This is a genomic window from Pseudomonas sp. GM60, assembly GCF_000282415.1.
Lineage (GTDB): Bacteria > Pseudomonadota > Gammaproteobacteria > Pseudomonadales > Pseudomonadaceae > Aquipseudomonas > Aquipseudomonas migulae.
Genome location: NZ_AKJI01000030.1, coordinates 1 through 21,930 on the forward strand (window position 1 = coordinate 1; position 21,930 = coordinate 21,930).

Genomic DNA, 21,930 nt, shown 5'->3' on the forward strand with positions numbered 1-21,930 from the left:
CTTGCCGGCGATGGCGTCCGCAAGATTAGCGCACGGTTCAAGGGCTTCATCGCCGGCAAGCTGGCTCCTGCAGGGGGTGTTGGTTTAGACGAAGACGATTTCATAGGGCAACCGCATGCGCTCCAGCAGTACCCGGGGCAGCAGCGGGGCGATGCCGATGGCGGGTTCGCCGTCGAGCTGGCTGGCGTAGGCGTGGGTGGCGTGGCTTTTGCGCGCAACGGTCCAGGTGTCGAGGCGAACCTTGCGGGCGCGGTGCCACGGGATCATTCCTCGATCACGCGAGGGCCAATGCCACGCCCAGACGGGTACTTCGTTGAACGCTGCACCGACCGAGGCGGCGGCCTTGGCACTGGCGCGGCCGACGACGTCGTGGTCGACATTGCCGTCCTCGCTCCAGGTGCTGAACACCACATCACCAGGCCGCAAGTACCGCGCGATGAATTGAGTCAACTGAAGCTCGCGCTCGGCCAGGGCGTTGTCGGTGAACCCACCGCGAATCCACTTCAGGCTGTGCATCGGCAAACCGAGGCGGCGCAAGGCTTCGACGCTTTCCTGGGGACGAAACACGCTGAGGCGTTTCTCCGACCATTGCTGTGACCCCGGATGGCTGGCGCTGCCGTCGGTGATCGAGATCAATTGCAGGGGATGGCCCAGGGCGCTGAGTAATTGCAGCAGTCCGCCGCAGGTCACGACTTCATCGCCGGGATGCGGCGCGATCACCACGGCGCGGGCGCCGGGCGGGACCAGGGTCTGGGTGTTGATGACGGGAATGTTGTCGAGCTGAGGCGCGTTGTTCCAGATCTGTGCAGTAAGGCTGCTGTCGCTGATGGAAACGGATTTCATCGGGCTACGTCCTTGTTCTAATTGATAGCAATGTGCCGCTCTCCGAACCCTGGATTGCCGCGAGCAGAGTATTGCTCAAGTCACGCTATTCGTCGCGTCGATGTTCCCACCGGTGCATATTTTTCTCCGGGCTGTGCCAGGTCGCGCAATTTTCGCTGGAGTCGCTCCAGTGTCCGGCCGCTGTCTGGCCATGTAGAAACCCCCGTAGTTTCATTTCACTCTTCTTCCTCACGCTGCAATTCGAACAGCAGCAGCGAACGGCCGGTGACCGAATATTCGTGGCCGAACTCAAAGCGCTCCTGACCGCGGATCGATGGCTGATTGGTGTCGACCATGCAGGTCCAGAACCTGCCATCCGGCACTTGCGGCAAGGTGAAGTTGACGATGTCGTGGTGCGCGTTGACCACCAGTAGCAAGGTGGCGTCACCGCCCTTGCGGCGAATCCCGGTTTCCTGGGCTCGGCCATCGAGCAACATGCCGAGGCATTTGCCGTGGGATTCCTCCCATTGTTCTGTGCTCATCTCGCTGCCATCCGGTGCCAGCCAGGTGACGTCCTTGACGCCGATGTCCTCGTTGTAATTGCCCACCAGGAAGCGCCCGCGTCGCAGGATCGGGTAGGCCAGGCGTAACTTGATCAGGCGTTTGACGAACTTCAGCAACGCCTTGCCATCTTCGCTCAGGTCCCAATTGACCCAGCCGATTTCACTGTCCTGGCAATAGGCATTGTTGTTGCCGTCCTGGGTGCGGGCGAACTCGTCACCGGCCACCAGCATCGGCGTGCCCTGGGATAGCAGCAGTGTGGCGAAGAAGTTGCGCATCTGCCGCTGGCGGAGCGCATTGATTTCCGGGTCGCCAGTCGGGCCTTCGACGCCGTGGTTCCAGGACAGGTTGTTGTTGCTGCCGTCCTGGTTGTTCTCGTCGTTGGCTTCGTTGTGTTTTTCGTTGTACGACACCAGGTCGTTGAGGGTGAAGCCATCGTGAGCGGTGACGAAGTTCACTGACGCGTAGGGCCGCCGACCACGCTGATTGAACATTTCACCGGAGGCAGTCATCCGGCTGGCGAAGTCAGCGAGTTGGCCGTCGTCGCCTTTCCAGAACGCGCGCACGGTGTCGCGGAATTTGTCGTTCCATTCGACCCAGCCCGGTGGAAAGCGACCGACCTGATAACCACCGGGACCAATGTCCCACGGCTCGGCAATCATTTTTACCTGGCGCAGTACAGGGTCCTGGCGGCAGGCAACGAGGAAGCTGTGACGTTCATCGAAACCGTCGTGGTAGCGCCCGAGAATGGTCGCCAGGTCGAAACGGAACCCGTCCACGTGCATTTCCGAGGCCCAGTAACGCAGGGAGTCGGTGACCATTTGCAGCACGCACGGGTGACTCAGGTCCAGGGTATTGCCGGTGCCGGAATCGTTGATGTAGAAGCGCTTGTCGTCGGGCATCAAGCGGTAATACGAGGCGTTGTCGATGCCGCGCATGGACAGGGTCGGGCCCTGTTCGTTGCCCTCGGCGGTGTGGTTGTACACCACGTCGAGAATCACCTCCAGATTGGCTTCGTGCAGGTGCGCGACCATTTCCTTGAACTCGGCGATCTTGCCGCTGGCCAGGTAGCGCGGGTCCGGGGCGAAAAACGCGATGCTGTTGTAGCCCCAGTAATTGGTCATGCCTTTGTGCAACAAGTGCTGGTCATTCACGAACGCGTGAATCGGCAGCAATTCCACGGTCGACACGCCGAGCTTGCGGATGTGTTCCAGCATGTCATCGACCATCAACCCGGCGAAGGTGCCACGCACGTTCTCGGGGACGGACGGGTGACGCATGCTGAAGCCGCGCACGTGAGTTTCGTAAATGATCGTTTTGTCCCACGGCACGCTGACGCGATGGTCGTGGCCCCAGGTGTGCGCCGGGTCGATCACCTTGCATTTCGGTACGAACGGCGCGCTGTCGCGTTCGTCAAAACTGAGGTCGGCGTCGGGGTGGCCGATGGTGTAGCCGAACAGCGCCTCGGACCATTTCAACTGGCCGAGCAGTTGTTTGGCGTAGGGGTCGATCAACAGTTTGTTGTGATTGAAGCGATGCCCGTTGGCCGGATCATACGGGCCATAAACACGGTAGCCATAGATCAGCCCCGGATGAGCGTCGGGGAGGTAGCCGTGGTAGATCTCGTCGGTGTATTCCGGCAGTTCGATGCGCTCCAGTTCAACTTCGCCGGCGTCATCGAAGATGCACAGTTCGACCCTGGTCGCATTGGCGGAGAACAAGGCGAAGTTGACCCCCAGACCATCCCAGGTGGCGCCTAGCGGGAAGGGCAGGCCTTCCCGGATTCGCGAAGCCTCGGTCTGAGGTTCTGGCGCGGCTTTTTTTGGACTGGTCATAGGTGCTCCTGCAAAAAAGGGGGCTCACACACCGATTCACTGTAGGAGCGAGCCTGCTCGCGATGGACTCCAGAACGACGCGTTTTTCCAGACAATGCGCGTAATCGTTAACGTTCATCGCGAGCAGGCTCGCTCCCACAGTGTTCAGTGGTTTATCGGGGGCGAACGTGCCCACGGTGGCGAGAGGTCGCTCGCCACAAGGTCAGTCAGGACAATGCCGGGAAGCGTCAGACCGCAGGCGGTTTACGCGCTGCGCGAGGTTTCTTCTCGGTGGATATTTCCCCGGGCGGGATCACCTTTGCCGCAGCGGCCGGTTTCGCCTTGGCTTTGGTTTTCGGCTCGCCAGCCTTGCCGTTGGCGGTTTTGCTGACGGCAGGCTTGGTGCCTGCCGCTTTGCTGCTGGCCGCCTTGGGCGCTTTGCTGGGGGCCAGGGCTTCGGCTTCTGCCAGTTTTCGAGCCATCTCCCAGTGCCGGGCTTCATGGCCCTCGGGTTTTCCTTCCGATTCCCAGATCTGATAGGCAAATTCGCGGATGCGTTTATCGTCGGTACTCATCGCTATGCTCCTGAACTGAACTCAAAGTTTTGGATAAAGAGATTGACCGGGAAATCCCCCAGCGCGGCGCCAATTATCAGCTCCTTGTGTTCTGTGACTGCGACGCTGGAAAAAAGTCCCTTCAGATTTTCGGCAGGGGTGGTAAACGGTAATTTGACTCGCGTATCGCCCCACTGCGGCGCGCCGACATGGGGTATGGCACTGTTTTTCAGCAGGTCTGCACAGCGTATCGGGACGATCACGATGGCCTGCTTCTGGTTGTACGAGCGCGCAAATGCCAGCACCCGGTGTGACTCGCGGCCGACCACTTCCAGCGCTTGATACGTCCCGCGTTGAAACAGCTCGGCCTGTTGGGCGCGCAGGCCTAATGTGCGCGCGATCAGGGTTTGTTTGATGCGTCCGTCACGCCAGTTGGCCAGCAGTTCCGGCAGTTCCGGCGGACGTTGCAGGGTGTGTTGGCGACTCGCGTAATCCACCGGGCGACGGTTGTCCGGATCGACCAGCGAGAAGTCCCAGTACTCGTTGCCTTGGTAAAGGTCCGCAATGCCCGGCACGGTCATGCGCAGCAAGGTTTGCGCCAATCCGTTGAGTGCGCCGGGGGCGGCGATGGACGTCACGGCTTTGCTCAGGGCTGCGCGCAGCAGCTCGGCTTCGGGGCTTAGCAGCAGACGTTCAATGAACGCCTGGGTCGCACGTTCATACGCATCGTTCGGCGCGCTCCAGCTGCTTTGCAGCTTGGCTTCACGCAAGGCTTTCTGCTGCCACTGCCAGAGACGTTTGACGTAGTCCTCGAGCGCCGGCCGATCGTCGACGCGCAGTTCCAGCGGCCAACTGCCGAGAATCGTCTGATACAGAATCAATTCATCGCCCGCCGACGGCATCGCATCGTCGTCGCGCACCGGCCGGGCCAGTGTCTGCCAGAGCGGCACCTGCTCGGCGAACCATGCGCTGCGCTCGCTCAACACCGCCAGCCTGGCGCGGGTGTCTTCGCCGCGTTTGTGGTCGTGGGTCGCGGTGGCCAGCAGGTTGTCGGGGAATTCTTCGAGACGATTGAGGCACGTGGCATGGAAGTCAGCCACCGGTGCACTGAATTGTTCCGTGTTGAACCCCACGTCATTACGCGACAGCAAAACCGCCGAGCGATAAAACGCGGTGTCCTCGACAGCCTTTGCCGCTGCCGGTGACGTCAGTTGCTGAAAACGCACGCAGGCATGCTTGAGCATCTTGCGCGGGCGGCCCACCGGGCGTTTGCGCCAGGGTTCGCCGCCCAGCCATCGAGCCAGGCAATCGAGTACCGGCCAATCGGCTTCGCTGAGGTTTTGCCGCGCGCCGTCCATGGCTTGCTGAAAAAAACCATCGTCCTCAGCGGAACGCCCACAAGGGCTGATGTAGGTGCGATACACCGGGAAGTGCACGATCAGTTCCTGCAACGCCCGACGAATCGCGCCGAGGGTCAGGTCGCGGGTCATCACATCATCCCGGGCCACTTGCAGCAGCGCCTGGGCGACACTTTCGAAGTCGCCGGCAAGCGAACCGTTGATTATTTGCTGACGGGCAAGGTGTGCTTCCTGACGGAAATCGGCAGGCCGTTCGCTGTAGCGGTTCCACAATTCGCCGAGGGTTTTCTCCCCGGCGGGATCATGTTGCAGCAACGACACCTGGTTCATGAATTCATAACCGGTGGTGCCATCCACCGACCAGTCACGGTGCAGGGTTTCACCTTCACCGAGAATCTTCTCGACGTAGATCGGCAGGTGTCGGCCCGGCGTCAGGCTGTCGACCCGGCGCCGCAGTTTGCGGCAATAAGCGCGCGGGTCGGCGAGGCCATCGATATGGTCAATGCGTAGGCCGTCGATCAGGCCCTCGGCGACCAGCTCGAAGATTTTTGCGTGAGTGGCTTCGAACACCGCCGGGCGCTCCACACGCAGACCGCCCAGTTCGTTGACATCGAAAAAGCGCCGCCAATTGATGTCATCCGCCGCCGTGCGCCAACTGGCGAGGCGATAGCTCTGACGTTCCAGCAACTGGTGCAGGCGCTGGAAACCGTCCGGCGTGAGCGAATCGTAGGCTTGCAGGTTCTGCTCGATGACTTGAAGCAGGGCCGGGTCGCTGGCCAGTTCGCGCAGCTCGTCTTTCAACGGTTCGGCCAGGCGGTGGGCGTCAGTCTGGTAACTCAAGGTGCTGAAACGGTCGGCCAGTGACTTGAATCGCTCGGTATCGTCTTTGAGCAATTCGCCGTAGTCCATCGGGCAAATCGGGAACTGATGATCGTAGTGTTCGACGTAAAAAACACCGTGCTGCGCATCGAAGCGCAAGGGCAGGGTGCCGTCCTGCAACGCCACGCCATAGTCGCTGCCGAGGAATGGCAGCAAGAGCTGACCCTCCATCAACGGATCGGGCGAATGCCATTGGATGTCGAAAAATTCGCCGTACGGGCTCAGCCGGCCCCATTCCAGCAAGTCCAGCCACCAGGGATTATCGCCGCCACCCACGGCCATGTGGTTGGAGACAATGTCGAGGATCAGCCCCATGTTCTGCTCACGCAACGCGCTGACCAAACGCCGCAACGCCGCTTCGCCGCCCAGTTCCGGGTTGACCGTGCCCGGGTCCACCACGTCATAGCCGTGTATGGAACCTGCGCGTGCGCTCAGCAGCGGCGAGGCGTAGACATGACTGATGCCGAGGCGCGAGAAATAGGGCACCAGCGGCACCGCATCGTCCAGCGTGAAGCCTTTATGAAACTGCAAACGCAGGGTCGCGCGTGGTTGATTCATCGGTCACGCTCGGCCGCCTGAAGCCGCGCGCAGGCAAGCAATTCCAGACGTCGGGCAGCGTCCAGGTCATCGAGCAGGGCTTCGCTGGCGCCGGGCAAGCGGCGCGACCAATTCGGATGGGTGTCGATGGTGCCGGGCAGGTTGGCCTGCTGTTCGATGCCCAGGGCATCCTCCAGCGGCAGCAACACCAGCGGCGCGCGGGTATGGCCGAGGAAGCGAATGGCTGCGTCGAGTATCTGATCGGTCTCATGGGACTCTTCGCGGAAGTTCTGCGGGTCCTGGCTCAACGCCCGGCGCAGGCCTTCACGCTCGCGTTCGCGGTGACGGCGCCACTCGATTTCACCCGTGGCGTCGACCAGGCCCAATCGGGCATTCCAGTCGATATCGTGACCATGCCACCAGCCGTTGAGCGTCGGCAAATCGTGGGTGCTGGTGGTGGCCAGTGCGTTGTCCGGCCAGTCGAGGATCGGCTTGAAGTGTGTGTTGTCCTGCTCGAACAGCAACACGCGCATGCCGAGAATCGAACGGGCGATAAGTTTTTCCCGCAGGCCGTCTTCCACTGTCCCGAGATCTTCGCCGAGGACGATGGCTTGATGCCGATGGGATTCCAGGGTCAACAGGCGCAGAAGATCGTCCACCGGGTAATAAAGATAAGCGCCATCGGCGGGTGATGAGCCGTTGGGAATCACCCACAGCCGTTGCAGGCCCATGACGTGATCGATGCGCAGGCCACCGGCATGGGCGAAGTTGGCCCGGAGCATTTCGATGAACGCACGAAATCCGTGACGCACCAGGCCTTCAGGCGAGAACGCGGAAATCCCCCAGCCTTGCCCGGTGCGATTGAGAATGTCCGGCGGCGCACCCACTGTCAGCGAGGCGAGCAATTCGTCCTGGCGACTCCAGGCCTGGCTGCCGCCGCCGTCGGCACCGACCGCGAGGTCAGCGATCAGGCCAATGCTCATGCCGCTACTGCGCGCAGCGGTTTGTGCGCGCTCCAGGCAACGGGTAATCAACCACTGGCAGAAGGCGAAGAAGCCGATGCGCCCGGCGTTCTCTTCGGCAAATTCAGCCAGCGCAGCACTGCGCGGGTCGCGCCATTGCTCGGGCCACTCGCGCCAGTCGAGGTTTTCACCTTTGGCGGCACGGGCTTCCTGAATGGCTTCGAAACGGCAGTGGTTCTCCAGCGCTTCGCCTGCCGCGTGGCGGAAACTGCTGAAATCGGCATGCAACGGGTGTTCGCCCTGGACAAAGCCTTCGTACAACGCCTGCAACAGACGGTGCTTGGCGTCGGCCGCCACAGGCCAGTCAACCAGCGGCTGTTGTTCCAGATGCTTGAGCTCGGCGGCGAGCCCGGTGGCATCAATCGCCGTGCGCATCGCTCGTTCGCCAAGGATCGCGCCGGGCGCCGCGTACAGGCTGTTGAGGAACAGGCGGCTGGACGGCGAATAAGGGCTATAGCGTTGGGTGTCGCTGCTGAACATCGCGTGCAGCGGACTGATCGCCAGCGCTTCGGCGCCACGCTCACCGGCGACGCGGGCCAGATCTTCCAGCGCCTGGGTGTCGCCAAAACCGCCATCGCCGGGACGACGCAGCGAGTACAGCTGCACGCTCAGCCCCCAGGCGCGAGGGATCGGGCTGTCGACCGCATCGCTGACGCTGTAGCAGCGTGTCGGCGCCACGGCCAGCGTAAAGGATTGGCCGTCGATCGTGACGTGCTGATAACCGACAGGAATCAGGCCCGGCAACATCGCCTGGGCATCCAGTTTCAGGTTGAGCCGCGATCCGTCCTCAAGGTGGATCTCGCAGGGGGTCTGCGGCTCGAAATAATGCGCGAGGCTGAGGCCCACGCCAACGTCCGCGGTCAGCAGCGGCGGCAGATGCCGGGTTTGTTGCACTTGCTGCAATTCTTGCAGGCTGGCATCGATCTCCTGGGCGCTGCCGGCCGGATGGCCGAGCCCGGTCAGGACATTGCGTAACACCGATGGCGCGACTTTTTGTGGGCGGCCGTTGGCATCGATCCAGTCGACGGCCAGGCCAGCTCGGCTAGCCAGTATTTCCAATTGCGCATCGCTCATGGGCGCTCTCCATCCGGGGGTAGCAAAGGGGCTGCGGTCGTGAGGCTGACTAGCGCGCAATACGGGGCAAGGGTGCCCTGATTCAGCAGGTCGGCGGACTTCGGCGGGTGTTCGAACAACAACGAAGTGCCGGCCTGTGGGGAGTGGACCACCGGCTTGTCGCTGAGGTTCAGGTCAATGCGCAGCAGGCTGCCATCGCCCAGTTGCCAGCGTGCGCTCACCGCGCCTGGCGCCAGTACCTCGGCACCCAACGGGTGTGCACCGGGCAGGCGCGCGATGATCTGCTCGTGGCGGATTTTCAGCAGTTGGCGATACAGCGCGTAAATGGCCGATTGCCCGCTCGCCGTCAGATTCGGCCGTGAGTCTTCGAAGGTCTGCTGCGCGTTCGGGTCGGGAATCTGTTCACGCTTGGCCGGATCGGAAAATGCGTCGAATGCAGAAAATTCGTTACGCCGACCTTCGCGAACGAGTTCCGCCAGTTCGCCGTGATGGCTGGTGAAAAACAGGAACGGTTGCTCGGCGGCAAACTCGTCGCCCATGAACATCAGCGGGATCATCGGCGATAACAGCAACAACGCCGTCGCGGCTTTCAAGGCGTCAGGGTGGGCGAGTTGGTGCAGCCGTTCGCCGAATGCGCGATTGCCGATCTGGTCATGGTTCTGCAAGAACAGCACGAACGCCGTGGGCGGCAAATGACCGCTGGGCTCGCCGCGAGCTTCGCCGTGGCGGTTGGTGTGGCCCTGGAACACAAAGCCCTGGCTCAGGCAGCGTGCCAACTGTTCGGTAGGGTTGTCGGCATAGTCGGCGTAATAGGCCTCGGTTTCACCGGTCAGCAGCACGTGCAAGGCGTTGTGGCCGTCGTCGTTCCACTGTGCGTCGTAGCCTTCTTGCAGCAGGCTGGCCTGGTTGTGTTCGTTTTCGACTGTCAGCCACACGTGGCGCGCCGGGTCGATTTGCTGCCGGATGCGTTGCGCCAATTCCTGTAGAAAGTCCGGGCTTTTGATCGCGTGCACCGCGTCGAAGCGCAAACCGTCAAAACGGTATTCCAGCAACCACATCAACGCATTGTCGATAAAGAAGTCGCGCACCTCGCGTCGCCGGAAGTCGATGGCCGCGCCCCAAGGCGTGTGTTTGTCTTCATTGAAGAACGCCTTGGCGTAGCGATGCAGGTAATTGCCGTCCGGGCCGAAGTGGTTGTAGACCACGTCGAGCATCACCGCCAGACCATGGCCGTGGGCGCTGTCGATCAGGTGCTTGAGTTGCTCGGGCGTGCCGTAGGACGCCTGGGGTGCGTAGGGCAGAACCCCGTCGTAGCCCCAATTGCGATCGCCGGGGAATTGCGCCAGCGGCATCAGTTCGATGGCGGTAACGCCCAGTCCGGCAAGCCGCGCCAGGTGCTGCTCGACCTCGACGTAACCGCCGAGCGCACCGACGTGCAACTCGTAGATCACTGCCTCGTTCCAGGGCCGCCCCAGCCAGTCGCGGTGTCGCCAGGTGTAGGCGAGGGGATCGACCACCACGCTGTGCCGATGAATGTCACCGGCCTGAGCGCGGGAGGCCGGGTCGGGCACCTCGAGTTCGCCATCAATGTTGTAGCGGTAACGCGTGCCCGCAGGACAGCGCGTCTTGATCACGAACCAGCCATCGGCCTGAGGCAGCAACGGCAAGGACTGTCCATCTTCCAGTTCGACACTGACAAAAAACGCATCCGGCGCCCACAAGGCAAAACGCGTGTGCTCTGCGTCCAGCATGATTGCGCCGTGGGGCCAGGTCTCAAGGGTCCGTAACGGCATCGTTGAAAACCTCTTACTGTTTGTTCGATTTCCCCAGCGCTTTAGCCACCAGCTGTTCGTAGAGTTCGGCGTAGGGTTCGACGGCTTTGCACCAGTTGAACGGTGCGGCCATGGCCCGGCAGCGCATGGCATTGAGCAAGCCAGGAAAGGCGAACACTTTGAAGGCTCGGCTCAGGGCTTCCTGATAGCTCTCGACCGTGGATTCGTCGAACAGAAAACCGGTCACGCCATTTTCGATGGTGTCGGCCAGGCCGCCGGTGTTGCGTGCCACCGGCAACGAACCGAAACGCTGGGCGTACATCTGGCTCAAGCCGCACGGTTCATAACGCGAGGGCATCAGCAGGAAATCGCTGCCGGCGAACATGCGACGGGCGTCGGTTTCGTTGAAGCCGATGCGCACACCGATCTGCCCTGGAAAGCGCAGGGCCAGTTCACGCATTGCCTGTTCTTCTTCCGGCTCGCCGCGCCCGATGATCGCGATCTGGCCACCGGATTTGACGATGTACTCGGACACGGCTTCCGTCAGGTCCAGGCCTTTCTGATAGACCAGGCGCGAGACCACGGCGAACAGCGGACCTTCGGAGTCGTCCAGCCCGAACAGTTCGCGCACGTGCGCCGCGTTGACCGCTTTGCCTTCCCAGTCACCGATGCTGAACGGACGGAACAGGTGGGTGTCCGTGGCGGCGTCCCAGCTCTCATCGATGCCATTGGGAATCCCGCTGAGCAGGCCTTGCTGGGTCTTGGCGGCGAGAAAGCCGTCGAGGCCGCAGCCGAAGGCCGGCGTGGTGATTTCCTGGGCGTAGGTGGCGCTGACGGTGGTGATGTGGCTCGAATAAGCCATGCCGGCCTTGAGGAACGACATCTTGCCGTAAAACTCCATGCCTTCCTGTTGCAGGGCATGCGCGGGAATGCCCAGCTCGGGGCACGACCCCAGGCTGGTCACGCCTTGATAAGCGAGGTTGTGAATGGTGAACAGCGTCGGCGTGCGTTGACCGCGCCAGTGCATATAGGCGGGGGCCAGGCCGGCGGGCCAGTCATGGGCGTGCACCAGGTCCGGGCACCAGTGGATTTGTGCGAGGTTGGCGGCGATGTCGGCAGCAGCCAGGCCCAGGCGGGCGAAACGAATATGGTTGTCCGGCCAGTCGCGGCCGTTATTGGCGCCGTAAGGTGAACCTTCGCGCTCGTAGAGTTCAGGGCAGATCAACACGTAAATGACCAGGCCGTCAGGCATGTCCATGCGCCCGATCTTGCAGGCAGGCAGCGCGGCATGACCGCCAAGCTCACCAATAATGTGGATCGGGTTTTCGCTGTGCAGCACTTGCGGGTAACCGGGGATCAGCACACGCACATCGTGCAATTTCGCCATGGCCCGGGGCAGCGCCGCGGAAACGTCACCCAGACCGCCGGTCTTCACCAGGTCGGCGATTTCCGAGGTCACAAACAACACTTTCTTTCTGTTGGGATTCTGACTGACCACCGGCGTCAACGTCTTGGTACCCGTGACGTTGATCGATTGGGCACTTGGGGCACTCACGGCGCTTGTTTCGCCGACCTGCTGATGAGCACGTTCTCCCTGGATATCTAATGCCGTACTGATCATATGAATCTCCCGTGTTGTTGATCTAGTTCTAGGTCTGGCAAACGGTGTTTCGTGGCCAAATCCTGTGGCCGGGCGCAAACGCGCTACGCATCGGTGAGCAAACGCTGCCCATGCGTTAAAGCAGAATGGCTGGAGTGGCCGTTGCAAGGATTGCACCAGTCGCAACGCACCTACCTTTCAGAGGACCGGCCACAAATGGCAAAAGTTTCGATTTTTTTGACACTTTGTGACCGACCGGTTTTGCCCCGCGAAAAGGAGTCTAGGCCAGAACTTAGAGCGGTGAAGGCCAGTTGGCAAAATTGTTCGACAATCGGTTCAAAGCGGTACGGACGTACCGGATAGGCAGCCAAACGCCCCGACGAAGGGCATGTTTTTTCGCGATTCGGCCCCAAAAAGTAACCTGTCAGTCACATGAATGTGCGAGGGCGATTACGACTGCGCACTGTTGTGGTGCGCTCGCAGGTCCCGCTTTTGGCCGAACCGCTGCCTTACTGCGGCGCGGGTTGCCTTGTTATAGTTCGGGCCTCATTTTTTGCCCGGTAAAGGATCACTGCCATGTCTCAGTACACTGCGTTCACCGTCGAACTGGCCGATAAAATTGCCCATGTGCAGATCAATCGTCCGGAAAAGATCAACTCGATGAACGCCGCGTTCTGGAGCGAGATCATCGAGATCTTCCAGTGGATCGATGACACCGACGAAGTCCGGGTGGTGGTGCTCAGCGGCGCCGGCAAACATTTTTCCTCCGGTATCGACCTGATGATGCTGGCCGGCGTGGCCAATGAGCTGGGCAAGGACGTCGGCCGCAATGCGCGCCTGCTGCGCCGCAAGATCCTCGCGCTGCAAGCGTCCTTCAATGCCGTCGACAACTGCCGCAAGCCGGTGCTGGCAGCAATCCAGGGTTATTGCCTGGGTGGCGCGATCGATCTGATTGCCGCCTGCGACATGCGTTATGCCGCCGAAGACGCTCAATTCTCGATCAAGGAAATCGACATCGGCATGGCCGCCGACGTTGGCACCTTGCAACGCTTGCCGCGGATCATCGGTGACGGCATGCTGCGTGAACTGGCTTACACTGGTCGCTCGTTTGGCGCCGAGGAAGCGCGCAGTATCGGCCTGGTCAATCGCGTCTACAGCGACGCCGCCAGCCTGCTCGACGGTGTCATGGGCATTGCCCGGGACATCGCCGGCAAGTCGCCGATTGCGATCACCGGCACCAAGGAGATGATCAGCTACATGCGCGACCATCGCATTGACGACGGCCTTGAATACGTCGCTACCTGGAACGCCGCCATGCTGCAATCCACTGACTTGCGCGTGGCCATGGCCGCCCATATGAGCAAACAGAAACCCGAATTTCTGGATTGATTGAAAAATGACTTCACGCTGGACCACTGCAGTACTGGACACCGATCAACCGGGCGGCTGGGCCGTCGCGCGCAGCCCCGAAGGCTTCCTGTTCGACGACAATGGCGCGCTGTTCCCGCGTGAATGGCTCAAGCGTCAGGACCTGCCGGTTCTGGCCGAACACGGCATTGGTCATCTGGATGGCGAACCGGTCTACCTGCTGGAGCTGCGCAGTCACAGCGAAGTACCGGGCTGCAACTGGAAAGGCTTGCGGGCGTTCATGCTCGATGGCGATCACGCGGTTTACAAAGTGCTGGGTTATGCCGCGCAGATCGGCACCTGGGCCCGCGAACACCGTTTTTGCGGCAACTGCGGGCAGGCGACCTTGCAGGTGCCGCGTGAGCGGGCGATGTACTGCGAGCCGTGCAATTTGCGCTATTACCCGCGGATTTCGCCGAGCATGATCGTGCTGATCACCCGTGGCGATGAAGTCTTGCTGGCGCGCTCGCCACGGTTTGTCACCGGGGTCTATAGCACGCTGGCGGGTTTTGCCGAACCGGGCGAATCGGCTGAAGATTGCCTGATTCGCGAGGTGCGTGAAGAGGTGCAGATCGAGGTCAAGAACATCCAGTACATGGGCAGCCAGTGCTGGCCGTTCCCGCACTCGATGATGCTCGGCTTCCACGCCGAGTACGCCGGCGGCGAGATTGTTTGCCAGGAGGACGAGATCGAAGACGCCCAGTGGTTCAACGTGCACGAGCTGCCGCCGTTGCCGGCGTCACGCTCGATTGCCCGTTACCTGATCGACGTCTATGTGGCGCGGCGCTTAGGCCACGCTGAACCAGTGCTGCCAGGCTAGGCGCACGGTCAGACCCAGCACCACGGTGATGAACACCGGACGAATGAACTTGGCTCCGCCGCTGATGGCGGAGCGCGCACCGAAGAACGCACCGACCATCACCGACAGGCCCATGCTCAGGCCGATGATCCAGTCCACTTGCCCGGAAAAGATGAACACCGACAGCGCCGCAATGTTGCTGACGAAGTTCATGCTGCGCGCCACGCCGCTGGCCTTCACCAGGTCGATGGGGTACATCAGCAGGCTGCTCACGGTCCAGAACGCGCCAGTGCCAGGGCCGGCCACGCCGTCGTAGAAGCCGAGGCTGAAGCCTTGGGTCGATTGCCACTTTTTCTTGATCGGTGCCTCGCTGTCCAGCGGCGCTTTCGGCGTGCCACCGAACAACAGGTAGAGGCCGCAGGCGAACACGATCACCGGCAGCATTTTGTTCAGCCATTCGGCGGGCAGGTAATGCGCGACTACGGCACCGGCCAGCGCGCCGACCAAGGTGCCGACGATGGCGTGCACCCACTGCCGGGGATGGAACAGTTTGCGCCGATAGAAGGTGAAACTGGCGGTGGCCGAGCCGAAGGTCGAACTGAGTTTGTTGGTGCCCAGCACCAGGTGCGGCGGCAGGCCAGCGGTCAACAGCGCCGGCGTGGTCAACAGACCGCCGCCACCGGCAATGGCGTCGATGAAACCGGCAATGAAGGCGACGACGGCCAGGATGGCGAGGGTGGTGAGGTCAACGCTGAGTTCGAAAGGCATGGAAATGGGCTTATTCGGCGGGGTGCAGCAAAGGGCTGCGGGGAAGGGCCGGTATCTTACCTATATCCAACTTCTGCGGCGACTGGTCTGGCCTCTTCGCGGGCAAGCCTCGCTCCTACAGGGGAATGCGCTTAACCGTAGGAGCGAGGCTTGCCCGCGAAGACTGACTTGCAGGCGCTACATCACTTGGCGGCCGGCCCATTCCCGATCTGCCACACAAACGGCGGTTCAGTCCCGTTAATCTTCCAATCCCCGACAATCCGCGCCTTGTAGATCACCGGATTATGCGAAGACACGGTCCGCGCATTACGCCAATGCCGGTCGAGCGATTTGCCCTGACGCACATCCGAAGCCCCCAGCGCATTGAACAGCTCGGTGGTCGCCCGCTGAATCAGCTCGGACACCACAACCTGTGCTTTTGCCGACTCGAGTTCCGCCGCAACATTCGCCGCCCGCTCCCGCGCGTCATCCCCCGAAAACCGCGCCAGATACGCCCGCTGCGCCGGTTGCGCGGCCTTCAACGCGCTCGCTTCGGCGGCGTACACCAGCGCAGCCACTTCACCGACGACTTGTTGAACTTGCGAGTCCTCACTGACGCGCTGGGCATTGCCATGGCTGTAAATACGTTTGCGCTCACGTACCTGATGCGCCACGTCGCGCAACGCGGCGCGACCGATCCCGCTCAGCGTGGCCAACAACACGAGCTGATAGAACGCCGTCTGGTATTTGAAACGGGTGGCGAAGTCGATGATGTTTTCGGCGTCCACCTCGGCGTCGATAAACCGCGACGTGCCGCTGCCCGTGGTGCGCTGACCGAAACCGTCCCAGTCATCGCTTTGCACGATCCCCGGTTGCCGGGTGCGCACCGCTGCGATGACATCGCCGCCGGTATCACTGCGCTGGGCGTAGACGTCGATCCAGTCGGAAAACAGGCTGCCGGTGCTGTAGAACTTTTCACCGTTGAGTCGCCAGCCGTCGCCGTTGGGCGAGACTTTGGTGATCACATCGCCAATCGCCACATTGCCGATTTCAGTCCAGGCACAGCCGACAATGTCGCCGTCGACAAAGCGTTTGAACCACAGATCCCGTGCCGGCCCTGGCGTGGCGTTCAAGCGGTCCTCGGCAAACGCGAAATGCCCGCGCAGTGCCTGGGGCACGTTGGAGTCGGCTTCGGCCAGTTCGATCAGCAACTCAAACAGCTGCGGCAGGGAGGCGCCGCCACCCCCATATTCCACCGGCACGCGCACCGCGCCGAAACCGGCTTCCTTCAGCCACTGGATGGGTTCGTAAGGCAGGCTGCGCGACTGTTCACGCTCAACGGCACCGGCGGCGATGCGCTGGAAAATCGGGCGGAATCTCGCGGCCAGCGCTTCATAGTCAATGCCAATGGACAGCGGATTGATTACCTGGTGTTCGGTCATGGGACAGCTCCTTGGATCGGCAGTGGATGCCATGGGGGATTGCATGGTCCATGCCGACCAGGAACAGCCATGATCTGCGGGGCGTACGTGCCTCAATGTGGCCTGAACTGTTGCTGCAGCAACAGCGCCGTAGCAAATTGCCCTGTCACACCCAGAACCCTGTGGGAGCGAGCCTGCTCGCGATGGCGGTTGCACATACAACACTTTTGTTGGCTGACACACCGCCATCGCGAGCAGGCTCGCTCCCACAGGGGGCCTCCCACAGGGGGCTTCGGTCGCTACAGGAAAGCACTGGCACGGTTGCTGCTCTCACCCCAGGACTTCCTAACGTCCCGAGGACACGTCAATGAGTCAGCAAGCCGTCAAATTTGCCTACTGGGTGCCGAACGTCAGCGGCGGGCTGGTGGTCAGCAAGATCGAACAACGCACCCACTGGGGCATCGACTACAACCGCAAACTGGCGCAACTGGCTGAAGAGGCGGGGTTCGAATACGCCCTGACGCAGATTCGCTTCACCGCCGGTTACGGCGCCGAGTACCAGCATGAATCGGTTGCCTTCAGCCACGCGCTGCTCGCCGCCACCACCACATTGAAAGTCATCGCGGCGATCCTGCCCGGCCCTTGGCAACCCGCGCTGGCAGCCAAGCAACTGGCGACCATCGATCAACTGACCAACGGCCGCATCGCGGTGAACATCGTCAGCGGTTGGTTCAAGGGTGAATTCCAGGCCATCGGCGAGCATTGGCTGGAGCACGACGAGCGCTATCGCCGCTCCGAAGAATTCATTCGCTCGCTCAAAGGCATCTGGAGCCAGGACAACTTCACCTTTCGCGGCGACTTTTACCGCTTCGACAATTACAGCCTCAAACCCAAGCCGCTGGGCCAACCGGAAGTTTTTCAGGGCGGCAGCTCCCGTGCTGCACGGGACATGGCGGCGCGAGTTTCGGACTGGTACTTCACCAACGGCAACACACCGGAAGGCATCAAGGCGCAAGTCGACGATATCCGCAGCAAGGCCGCCGCGAACAATCACTCGGTGAAGGTCGGGGTCAACGCGTTTGTCATCGCCCGCGACACCGAAGAAGAGGCTCGCGCAGTGCTGGCGCAGATCATCGATCAGGCTGATCCGGAAGCGGTGAATGCCTTTGGCGATGCGGCGAAACAGGCGGGCAGGGCATCACCGGAAGGCGAGGGCAATTGGGCCAAATCGACGTTCGAGGATCTGGTGCAGTACAACGACGGTTTCAAGACCAACCTGATCGGCACGCCCCGGCAAATTGCCGAGCGGATTGTGGCGTTGAAAGCGGTGGGCGTGGATTTGGTGCTGGCGGGGTTTCTGCACTTTCAGGAAGAGGTCGAGTATTTCGGCAAGCGAGTGCTGCCGTTGGTGCGGGAGCTGGAGGCCGAGGCCAGCGTGAAACAAGCCGAAGTCGCCTGACCACCACAAACCCTGTAGGAGCCGGCTTGCTGGCGATAGCGATTTCACAATCAACATCATCGTTGAATGTTATGACGCCATCGCCAGCAAGCCGGCTCCTACAAGGGGGATGTGTGCTTACAGGCCGAGGTCGGACAGGCCCGGATGATCATCCGGGCGACGCCCCAGCGGCCAGTGGAACTTGCGGTCGCTTTCCTTGATCGGCATGTCGTTGATGCAGGCGAACCGGTTGGCCATCAGGCCGTTCTCGTCGAACTCCCAGTTTTCGTTGCCGTAGGAACGGAACCAGTTGCCCGAGTCGTCGTGCCATTCATAGGCGTAGCGCACGGCGATGCGGTTGCCGGTGAACGCCCAGAGTTCCTTGATCAGTCTATAGTCCAGTTCCTTGGCCCATTTGCGCGTCAGGAAACCTTTGGCTTCTTTACGGTTGTAGGCGAATTCGGCGCGGTTGCGCCATTTGGTGTCCAGTGTGTAGGCCAGAGACACACGCTCTGCATCACGGGAGTTCCAGCCATCTTCGGCCAGGCGAACTTTTTCGATGGCCGATTCACGGGTAAACGGCGGCAATGGCGGACGAACTTCGGCGTTAGACATTTAAAGTCTCCCTATAAAATTAAAGTTCAAGCAAGTTGTCGGGCTTGTTTAAAGTGTTACAGGTCCAATAACTTTCGCGCCATGCATTGCGCATTATCGGCGGCACTGTGATCACCCATGACAAGCGCCACGGTAATGGCACCATCGATCAGGATCAGCAGCTGTTTGGCCAGCGTCTCCGGGTCGGTTGCGCCATGTTCGGTGCAGAGCTCGCGCACGTAGTCGAGCAGCTTCTGTTTGTGTTCTTTGGCGACCAGTCGGACCGGGTCTTGCGGGTCGCCGGTTTCACCGCTGGTGTTGATGAAAGCGCAGCCACGGAAGCCTTCGGAGGCAAACCAGGCCTTGAGCACGGTAAACAGGTTGAGCAGCCGGTCGGCCGGGGTTTCGGCCTGGTCGACGGCACTTCTGTACCAGAGCATCCAGCGCACGTCGCGGCGTTGCAGGGCGGCGACGGTCAACTCATCCTTGTTGGCGAAGTAGCGGTAGATGCTTTTTCTGGAGACGCCGGCGGTTTTCACCAGAAGATCCATGCCCGTGGCAGCGATGCCACTTTTGTAGATCAACTTTTCGGTGACATCCAGAATGATGTCGCGTGTGTCGTTGCTAGTGATTTCGTTCATGTGGCGTACAGTAGAACGATCGTTCTCCTTGGTCAATTATTATTTTGTGTTGCCCATTAAATCGCCTTCGCGGGCAAGCCTCGCTCCTACAGGGGATCGCATACCTCTGTAGGAGCGAGGCTTGCCCGCGAAGGGGTCATTACAGACCGTAACAAGACCCAAACCCCTCCATGGTGTAAGCTCTCAACCTCTCCGGATTCGACCCATTGCGAGCCCTATGCCGTCGCTTTTCAAACGCTCTCTGCTGCCCAAACTGCGCAGTTTTCCGCTGACCGCCGATGCCGTCACCATCCTCTCTGGCGCTGCCGAATTCCGTCGTTGCCTGTTGGAAAAAATTGCCCAGGCGACCCGGCGCATCTATATCGTCGCGCTGTACCTGCAACAGGATGAAGCCGGCCAGGAAATTCTCGATGCCTTGCACGCCGCCAAACTGGCGCGTCCGGAACTGGACGTGGTGGTGGTCGTCGACTGGCTGCGCGCCCAGCGTGGCTTGATCGGTGCCGGCAAACAGCCGGGCAATTCGGCGTGGTATCAGGAAACCACCCGAACCCATGCCAGCGTGGTCCCGGTGTACGGTGTGCCGGTGCAGACCCGCGAGCTGTTCGGCGTGCTGCATTTGAAAGGCTTCGTGATCGATGACTGCGTGATCTACAGCGGTGCGAGCCTGAACAACGTTTATCTGCACAAATTCGACAAATACCGCTACGACCGTTATCACCTGCTGCACAACGGCGCCCTGGCCGATTCGATGCAGCACCTGGTTCAGCACGGCCTGGTCGCCTCGAAAGCGGTGCATCGCCTCGATTTGCCGAACCTGCCGACCACCCGCAGCTTGCGCCACGACATCGGCGACCTGCGCAGCCGCCTGAAACATGCGGCGTACGACACCACGACGGGCAGCACGGTTAAAGACGGTTTGTCTGTCAGCCCATTGCTTGGTGTCGGCAAGAACAACCCGTTGAGCCGGGTGATCTGCGAGTTGATCGCCAGCGCCCGGCACCAACTGACGATTTGCACGCCGTATTTCAACCTGCCGTTGGCGGTGACCCGGGAGATCAACCGGGCATTGGCCCGGGGTGTGAAGATCGACATCGTGGTCGGCGACAAAACCGCCAACGACTTCTACATCCCGCCGAGCGAGCCGTTCAAGGTGATCTCGGCGTTGCCGTACCTCTACGAGATCAGCCTGCGGCGTTTCGCCAAACGTCATCAACGCAACGTCGACAGCGGTCAGTTGAACCTGCACCTGTGGAAGGACGGCGATAACACCTATCACCTTAAAGGCATGTGGGTCGATCAGCGTTACACCTTGCTGACCGGCAACAACCTCAATCCGCGCGCATTCCGTCTCGACCTGGAAAACGCGCTGCTGATTGATGACCCCAAAGGTGAATTGCTGGAGCCGCGTCGCAGTGAGCTGGCGGAGATCTTCCAACACACCACGCGCATCGAGCGTTATCAGGACCTGCAAACCCTGCCGGATTACCCGGCGGGCGTGGCCAAGTTCCTCAAGCGTGTCAGTCGCGTGCGCATTGAACGCTTGCTCTATCGCATCCTATAAAGCCTGACGCTGCCGGGGCCCTGGCCACAGGGCCACCAGCAGCAACAACGCAGCCGCTACCAGATACGGCAAGCGCGGTTCGATGCCGTAGATCAGCGTGGCGGTCAACGGTCCGATCACCACGCCGAACCCTTGGGCGGCGCCGATGGAGCCTGCGGTCGCGCCTTGCTCCGAGGCCTCGACCGCATTGGCGGCAAGCGCGGCGAAGGACGGGAAAATCAGGCCCATGCCGCTCGCCGAGACAAAGAACCCCAGCCACAACCCCCACGCCGAATCGACCATGATGCTGCCGGAAAACCCCAGCGCAGCGACCATCGCGCCGACCCGGATCAGCCGTAGCGGCGGCCATTCCAGTCGACGCACAACCAGCTGCGAACAGATCAACGCGAAGCCGACCATGGTCAGGGCGATACCGGCCGTTTGCGCGGCGTCGGCCGGGCTCATGCCCAGTCGATCGATGGCGAAGAAGCCGACGGTGATCTGCGCGACAGAAACGCACAGCATCGCCACGAACGCGACCGCCATGGGCCGGCGCAACCGTGGATCGTTGAGGTGCACCTTGCGCGGCGCCTGACGCAAGTGCAATTCCTGAGCCTTGAGCTTGTAACGCAGCACGAGGAATGCCATCAGCGGTAGAAACGCCATGGCGTAGAAGGGCAGGCTCAGGCTGTATCGGGACAGCAACGCCGCTATCGCCGGGCCGACCACCAGCCCGCAGGCGTTAGCAGCGCCCAATGCGGCCATGGCTTTGGCGCGGTGTTGCGGCTCGACGTTGTCGGCAATCAACGCATTGCAGCCGACCGGGATCGCCGCATAAAACACGCCGATCAGGCCGCGTCCGAGCATCAGCCCGATAAACGCCAGCGCCGCTGAAGGCAGGAATCGCAAAGACGTGTCGATGAACAGGCACAAGGCCCAATAGGCGAGGGTGAATCCCGCAGTGCCGAGCAACAGAATGCGTCGTCGTCCAAAGCGGTCGCTGGCCTGACCCCATGGACGCGCCAGCACCATCCAGATCACCCCGGATACCGTCACCGCCGCACCGGCCTGCCAGGTAGCCAGGCCCAAGACCCGGGCGATGGGCCCGATCAAAGAAACGAACGCCATCATTGCCATGGTGCAGGCCATGTTGGCGACCATGAGCGGGCGCAGGTCGAAGGTTGAAGCGGACATGGGTGAGTCTTCCGTGAGCTTTTATTATTGGCGGGGGATGTTAGCGCGGCCTGTGCGATCCATCAGGAAAATATATCGTCACTGAAAATGCCATCGCGCAAGCCCGCTCCCACAGGGAGTGTGGTGACTTCACTAATCGTGCAGACAAAAAAAGCC

At 61.3% G+C, this 21,930-nt stretch carries 16 protein-coding genes; 4 read left to right on the forward strand and 12 right to left on the reverse strand.

Translation table 11 applies throughout. From position 1 onward, the window contains the following. Positions 1-84 precede the first annotated feature (84 nt). The 7 genes from PMI32_RS22535 to glgA all read right to left on the reverse strand — a co-directional run bounded on the left by PMI32_RS22535 (position 85) and on the right by glgA (position 12,014). Entirely contained in the window at positions 85-843 is a 759-nt protein-coding gene (locus PMI32_RS22535) for a PIG-L deacetylase family protein (RefSeq protein WP_008026247.1), read from the reverse strand. A gap of 215 nt (positions 844-1,058) precedes the next feature. Then, positions 1,059-3,218: a glycogen debranching protein GlgX gene (glgX, locus tag PMI32_RS22530; protein ID WP_008026249.1), complete on the reverse strand. Its 2,160-nt coding sequence runs from the start codon at positions 3,216-3,218 to the stop codon at positions 1,059-1,061. A gap of 227 nt (positions 3,219-3,445) precedes the next feature. Further along, a complete protein-coding gene (locus PMI32_RS22525; protein WP_008026252.1) occupies positions 3,446-3,772 on the reverse strand; it encodes a DUF2934 domain-containing protein in 327 nt (108 codons plus the stop codon). Positions 3,773-3,774: 2 nt separating this feature from the next. After that, positions 3,775-6,546 carry a malto-oligosyltrehalose synthase gene (locus PMI32_RS22520; protein ID WP_008026254.1) on the reverse strand — a complete coding sequence of 924 codons (2,772 nt, stop codon included), beginning with the start codon at positions 6,544-6,546 and terminating at the stop codon, positions 3,775-3,777. After that, positions 6,543-8,621 carry a 4-alpha-glucanotransferase gene (gene malQ, locus PMI32_RS22515; protein ID WP_008026256.1) on the reverse strand — a complete coding sequence of 693 codons (2,079 nt, stop codon included), beginning with the start codon at positions 8,619-8,621 and terminating at the stop codon, positions 6,543-6,545. Before malQ ends, PMI32_RS22520 begins: the two co-directional genes overlap by 4 nt. Then, positions 8,618-10,414, reverse strand: coding sequence for a malto-oligosyltrehalose trehalohydrolase (gene treZ / locus PMI32_RS22510; RefSeq protein WP_008026258.1), 1,797 nt, complete (start codon positions 10,412-10,414; stop codon positions 8,618-8,620). The genes malQ and treZ overlap by 4 nt, the downstream gene beginning before the upstream one ends. A gap of 13 nt (positions 10,415-10,427) precedes the next feature. Continuing rightward, on the reverse strand, positions 10,428-12,014 hold the full coding sequence (gene glgA / locus PMI32_RS22505) for a glycogen synthase GlgA (protein WP_008026261.1): 1,587 nt from the start codon (positions 12,012-12,014) through the stop codon (positions 10,428-10,430). Positions 12,015-12,569: 555 nt separating this feature from the next. Between glgA and PMI32_RS22500 the strand changes: the two genes are divergently transcribed. Both PMI32_RS22500 and nudC read left to right on the forward strand, forming a co-directional pair. Then, a complete protein-coding gene (locus tag PMI32_RS22500; RefSeq protein ID WP_008026262.1) occupies positions 12,570-13,382 on the forward strand; it encodes a crotonase/enoyl-CoA hydratase family protein in 813 nt (270 codons plus the stop codon). Positions 13,383-13,389: 7 nt separating this feature from the next. Next, positions 13,390-14,220: an NAD(+) diphosphatase gene (gene nudC, locus PMI32_RS22495; RefSeq protein WP_008026265.1), complete on the forward strand. Its 831-nt coding sequence runs from the start codon at positions 13,390-13,392 to the stop codon at positions 14,218-14,220. Here the strand turns inward: nudC and PMI32_RS22490 are convergent. Next, positions 14,188-14,967, reverse strand: a complete 780-nt coding sequence (locus tag PMI32_RS22490; protein ID WP_008026267.1) for a TSUP family transporter — start codon at positions 14,965-14,967, stop codon at positions 14,188-14,190. The genes nudC and PMI32_RS22490 overlap by 33 nt on opposite strands. 182 nt (positions 14,968-15,149) lie before the next feature. Continuing rightward, positions 15,150-16,388 carry an acyl-CoA dehydrogenase family protein gene (locus PMI32_RS22485; RefSeq protein ID WP_008026269.1) on the reverse strand — a complete coding sequence of 413 codons (1,239 nt, stop codon included), beginning with the start codon at positions 16,386-16,388 and terminating at the stop codon, positions 15,150-15,152. A 346-nt stretch (positions 16,389-16,734) separates the two neighbouring features. On the opposite strand from PMI32_RS22485, the gene sfnG reads away from it, so the two are divergent. Further along, on the forward strand, positions 16,735-17,826 hold the full coding sequence (sfnG, locus tag PMI32_RS22480; protein WP_008026272.1) for a dimethylsulfone monooxygenase SfnG: 1,092 nt from the start codon (positions 16,735-16,737) through the stop codon (positions 17,824-17,826). Positions 17,827-17,943: 117 nt separating this feature from the next. Here sfnG and PMI32_RS22475 read toward each other — a convergent pair whose 3' ends face one another. Then, on the reverse strand, positions 17,944-18,420 hold the full coding sequence (locus PMI32_RS22475) for a nuclear transport factor 2 family protein (protein WP_008026274.1): 477 nt from the start codon (positions 18,418-18,420) through the stop codon (positions 17,944-17,946). A 56-nt stretch (positions 18,421-18,476) separates the two neighbouring features. Beyond that, complete coding sequence (locus PMI32_RS22470) at positions 18,477-19,040, reverse strand: TetR/AcrR family transcriptional regulator (RefSeq protein WP_008026275.1); 564 nt, start codon at positions 19,038-19,040, stop codon at positions 18,477-18,479. A gap of 217 nt (positions 19,041-19,257) precedes the next feature. On the opposite strand from PMI32_RS22470, the gene pssA reads away from it, so the two are divergent. Beyond that, positions 19,258-20,601, forward strand: a complete 1,344-nt coding sequence (pssA, locus tag PMI32_RS22465) for a CDP-diacylglycerol--serine O-phosphatidyltransferase (protein WP_008026277.1) — start codon at positions 19,258-19,260, stop codon at positions 20,599-20,601. Here the strand turns inward: pssA and PMI32_RS22460 are convergent. Beyond that, entirely contained in the window at positions 20,596-21,774 is a 1,179-nt protein-coding gene (locus PMI32_RS22460; protein ID WP_008026279.1) for an MFS transporter, read from the reverse strand. The genes pssA and PMI32_RS22460 overlap by 6 nt on opposite strands. Positions 21,775-21,930: the final 156 nt, after the last annotated feature.